Origin of the sequence: Sphingosinicella sp. (assembly GCF_052387495.1) — a bacterium.
GTDB lineage: Bacteria > Pseudomonadota > Alphaproteobacteria > Sphingomonadales > Sphingomonadaceae > Allosphingosinicella.
This window is the reverse complement of record NZ_JBQTJC010000037.1, coordinates 1-3,957: the sequence shown is the minus strand read 5'-3', so window position 1 is coordinate 3,957 and position 3,957 is coordinate 1. Positions and strand designations below refer to the sequence as shown.

The following is a 3,957-nucleotide window of genomic DNA, read 5'->3' as shown; positions in this document are numbered from 1 at the left end:
AGCGACCGCCGCTTCGACGCGATCATCATCGGCGCCGGCCAGGCGGGGCCGGCGCTGGCCGGACGGCTCGCCGAAGCCGGCATGGCGGTGGCGCTCGTCGAGCGCCACCTCGGCGGCGGCACCTGCGTCAACACCGGCTGCATGCCGACCAAGACCCTTGTCGCCAGCGCGCGCGCCGCGCATCAGGCGCGCCGCGCCGATCTCGGCGTCGAGGCGGACAATGTTCGGGTGAACTTCGCCCGGGTGAAGGCGCGCGCCGACAAGGTCGCGGAAGACCAGCGCCGCTCGCTGGAGGATTGGCTCGCCGGGCTCGACAAGGTCGCCCTGATCCGCGGCCACGCCTGCTTCGAAGGGCCGGACCGCGTCCGCGTCGGCGAGGACGTCCTGACCGCGCCGAAAATCTTCATCAACGTTGGCGGCCGGGCGAACGTCCCGGACATGCCCGGCGTCGGCGAGGTGCCCTTTCTCGACAACAGTTCGCTGCTCGCGCTCGACCGGCTGCCCGCGCATCTGCTGATCGTCGGCGGCTCCTATATCGGGCTCGAATTCGCCCAGATCTACCGCAGGCTTGGCTCGGAGGTGACGGTGGTCGAGCGCGCCGCCCGGCTCATCCCCCGCGAGGACGCGGAAATCTCCGAGGCGATCCGGGAGGCGCTGGAGGCTGAAGGCATCGCGATCCGGACCGGCGCCGAGTGCATCGGCCTCGCCCCCGGCCCCTCGATCCACCTCAATTGCGAGGAGGGTCCGCCCGACGTGACCGGCAGCCATGTCCTGCTCGCGGTGGGGCGGCGTCCCAATACAGACGATCTCGGTCTCGACGCGGCCGGCGTCGCCGCCGACGCGCGCGGCTATATCCAGGTTGACAACTCGCTCGCTACCAATGTCCCGGGCATCTGGGCGCTGGGCGAGTGCAACGGGCACGGCGCCTTCACCCACAGCGCCTATAACGATTTCGAGATCATCGCCGCCAATTTGCTCGACGGCGAGCAGCGGCGCCTCAGCGACCGCATCCCGGCTTGCGCCCTATACGTCGATCCGCCGCTCGGCCGCGCCGGAATGAGCGAGGCTGAAGGGCGCAAGAGCGGCCGCCCGCTGCTCCTCGCCAGCCGCCCGATGAGCAAGGTCGGCCGCGCCATCGAGAAAGGCGAGACGCGCGGACTGATGAAGCTGATCGCCGACGCCGAGACCCGGCAGATTCTCGGCGCGGCGATCCTCGGCCCCGGCGGCGACGAGGCGATCCACGGCATCATCGACCTGATGCAAGCGAAGGCGACCATCGACGTCCTGCAATGGGCGGTGCCGATCCATCCCAACGTTTCCGAGCTGCTGCCGACTCTCGCGCGCGGGCTGCGTCCGGCGTCCTGAGCGAAAGGGCCGGCGCGGCGAGACGGTTGCGCCCCGGCCGCTTCGCTGCCTAGGATGAGCGCGCGGCGGTTCGCCGCTTGGGGGTAGGGCGCCAGCGATGAAGACTCCGATCGCCGGATCGGCCGGGCCGGACAGCGCCGCCTTCGCCGACGCGCATCGTCGCCTGCTCGCCGACGGCTCGATCCAGTTTCAGCTCGACGTCGCCGAGCCGCCGTCGCCGCCCCCTGAATGGGTCGGATCGCTCGGCCGCTTCCTCAGCGCGATCTGGCCGGTTGTCGAGGTCCTGTTCTGGGCCGCGGTCGCGCTCGGCGTCGCCTACGTCCTCTACGCGATCGCCATGCGCGTCTTCGGCGACGGCTGGCCCTGGAAGCGCCGTCCGCGCGAACCCGTCGAGGAGGAGAGCTGGCGCCCGGACGAGGCGCCCGCCCGGCAATTGCTGGGCGAGGCCGACGCGCTGGCGGCGCAGGGACGCTTCTCCGAAGCCGCCCGCCTGCTCCTCTTCCGCAGCATCGAGGATATCGACGCGAAGCGGCCCGAGCTGGTCCGCCCGGCGCTGACCAGCCGCGACATCGCGCGCCATCCCGCCATCCCCGAGCGGCCGCGCGGCGCCTTTGCCCGGATCGCGATGCTCGTCGAGCGCAGCCTGTTCGCCCGCAGCGATCTCGCCGCCGACGACTGGCGCGATTGCCGAGCGGCCTATGAGGAATTCGCCTTCGCCGAAGGATGGCGCGGATGAGCGCCACCAATCCCTTCAACCCGCGCCTGGTTTTCGGCCTGATCGCGGCCGGGATCGCGGCCTTCGCCGCCCTGCTCCTGCTGCTCGCTTATGGCGGCGGCATCGCGCCGTCGCGCACCGGCGGCCGTGCCGATGCGATGTCGGTTGCGGCGACCGGGTTCAAGGGGCTGAGTAATCTCGTCGAGAATTTCCGCGAGGTCCATCTCGACGAAACCGAGGCGGAATGGGCCGACCATCTTCTCATCGTCACCCTCGATCCGCGCACCAGCCCAAGCCAGGTCCGCCGCCTGCTCGAGCGCCGCGCCGACGCGCCGACCGTCCTGGTCCTGCCGAAGTGGGTGACCCGGCCCAATCCGCGCCGCCCCGGCTGGGTGACCGTGCTCGGCCCGGGCATGGGCGCCGTGGGCGAGCAGTTGATCGGCGACGGCGCGCGCGTCGCATTGTTCGCGAGCCGACCGCCGGCGCGGGTCGCTGGCCAGGATTTGCTCGAAGGGATTTCGATCCCGGTACCGGCCAATCCGCAGCAGATCAGCGGCAACAATCTGACCCCGCTCGCCGCGCTCCCGGGCGGCGGTGCGCTTGTCGCGCGCCTGGGTAACCAGCCCCATTATATCGTCGCCGACCCCGATCTGCTCAACAATCACGGCCTCGCCGACGCCGCCCGGGCACGAGTCGCGCTCGCCATGATCGAGCGGATGAACGAGGGGCGCGAATCCGTCGATTTCGATCTCACCCTGAGCGGCCCCGCGGCCAGCACGGGTGCCAACGCGCCGAGCATGCTCCGCCTCGCCTTCGAGCCGCCCTTCCTCGCGATGACGCTCGCGCTGGTGATCGCGGCCCTCCTCGCCGGCTATTATGGCGCCTTCCGATTCGGCCCGGTCCGCCGCGAGGAGCGCGCGATCGCCTTCGGCAAGGCCGCTTTGGTCGAGAACAGCGCCGGCCTGATCCGTCTCGCCGGGCGCGAGGCGCGGCTCGGCGGCGCCTATGCCGAGGTCGTCCGCCAGGACGTCGCCCGCCGCACCAGCGCGCCCTTCTGGATGCAGGGAGAGAAGCTCGACGCCTATCTCGATCGGATCAGCAAGGGCGAGACGCCCAAATTCACCGCGCTGGCCGAAGAGCTCGAACGGGCCGGCGACCGGCACGACCTCATGGCCGCGGCGCGGTCGCTCGATCAGTGGAAGAAGGACAGCATCCCGTGAACGTGACAGACGTCAAAGCGCTGGCGGGAGAGATCCGCCACGAAGTCGCCCGCGCCATCGTCGGCCAGGAGGAGGCGGTGGAGCTGATGCTGATCGCCTTGTTCAGCTCGGGCCACATCCTGCTCGAAGGCCCGCCGGGGACGGCCAAGACCTTCCTTGCGCAATGCTTCGCGCGGGTGCTGGGGCTCGATTTCGGCCGCATCCAGTTCACGCCCGATTTGATGCCGGGGGACATCCTCGGCTCGAACCTGTTCAACTTCCAGACCAGCCAGTTCACGCTGACCCACGGCCCCATCTTCTGCCAGCTGCTGCTCGCCGACGAGATCAACCGTACCCCGCCCAAGACCCAGGCGGCGTTGCTCGAGGCGATGCAGGAGCGCGCGGTGACGATCGACGGCGAGACCCACCGCCTGCCCGATCATTTCATGGTGATCGCGACTCAGAATCCGATCGAGCAGCAGGGCGTCTATCCCCTGCCCGAGGCGCAGCTCGACCGCTTCCTGTTCAAGCACCGCATGGGCTACCCCTCCGCCGAGGAAGAGAAGAAGATCGTCGCCACCCACGGCGCCCGCTTCGGCGCGCCGCGCGCGAGCGAATGGGGGATCGAGCAGCGCGTCGGCGGCGGCCGGCTGCAGGAGGCGATCGCGGCGGTCGCGA

General features: G+C 70.3%; 4 protein-coding genes. All 4 read left to right on the top strand.

Annotation, left to right across the window (positions count from 1 at the left end):
* A partial coding sequence (locus ACT4N8_RS02355) for an FAD-containing oxidoreductase (RefSeq protein WP_444856533.1) occupies window positions 1-1,365 on the top strand: 1,365 nt, incomplete at its 5' end.
* A 97-nt stretch (window positions 1,366-1,462) separates the two neighbouring features.
* On the top strand, window positions 1,463-2,101 hold the full coding sequence (locus ACT4N8_RS02350) for a DUF4129 domain-containing protein (protein WP_444856532.1): 639 nt from the start codon (window positions 1,463-1,465) through the stop codon (window positions 2,099-2,101).
* Window positions 2,098-3,300: a hypothetical protein gene (locus tag ACT4N8_RS02345; RefSeq protein ID WP_444856531.1), complete on the top strand. Its 1,203-nt coding sequence runs from the start codon at window positions 2,098-2,100 to the stop codon at window positions 3,298-3,300. The genes ACT4N8_RS02350 and ACT4N8_RS02345 overlap by 4 nt, the downstream gene beginning before the upstream one ends.
* A partial coding sequence (locus ACT4N8_RS02340; protein WP_444856530.1) for an AAA family ATPase occupies window positions 3,297-3,957 on the top strand: 661 nt, incomplete at its 3' end. The genes ACT4N8_RS02345 and ACT4N8_RS02340, both read left to right, overlap by 4 nt.

What these genes read in the sequence shown, in the direction of transcription:
- ACT4N8_RS02350 (WP_444856532.1), top strand. Translation starts at nt 1,463, where the DNA reads ATGAAGACTCCGATCGCCGGATCGGCCGGGCCGGACAGCGCCGCCTTC.
- ACT4N8_RS02345 (WP_444856531.1), top strand. Translation starts at nt 2,098, where the DNA reads ATGAGCGCCACCAATCCCTTCAACCCGCGCCTGGTTTTCGGCCTGATC.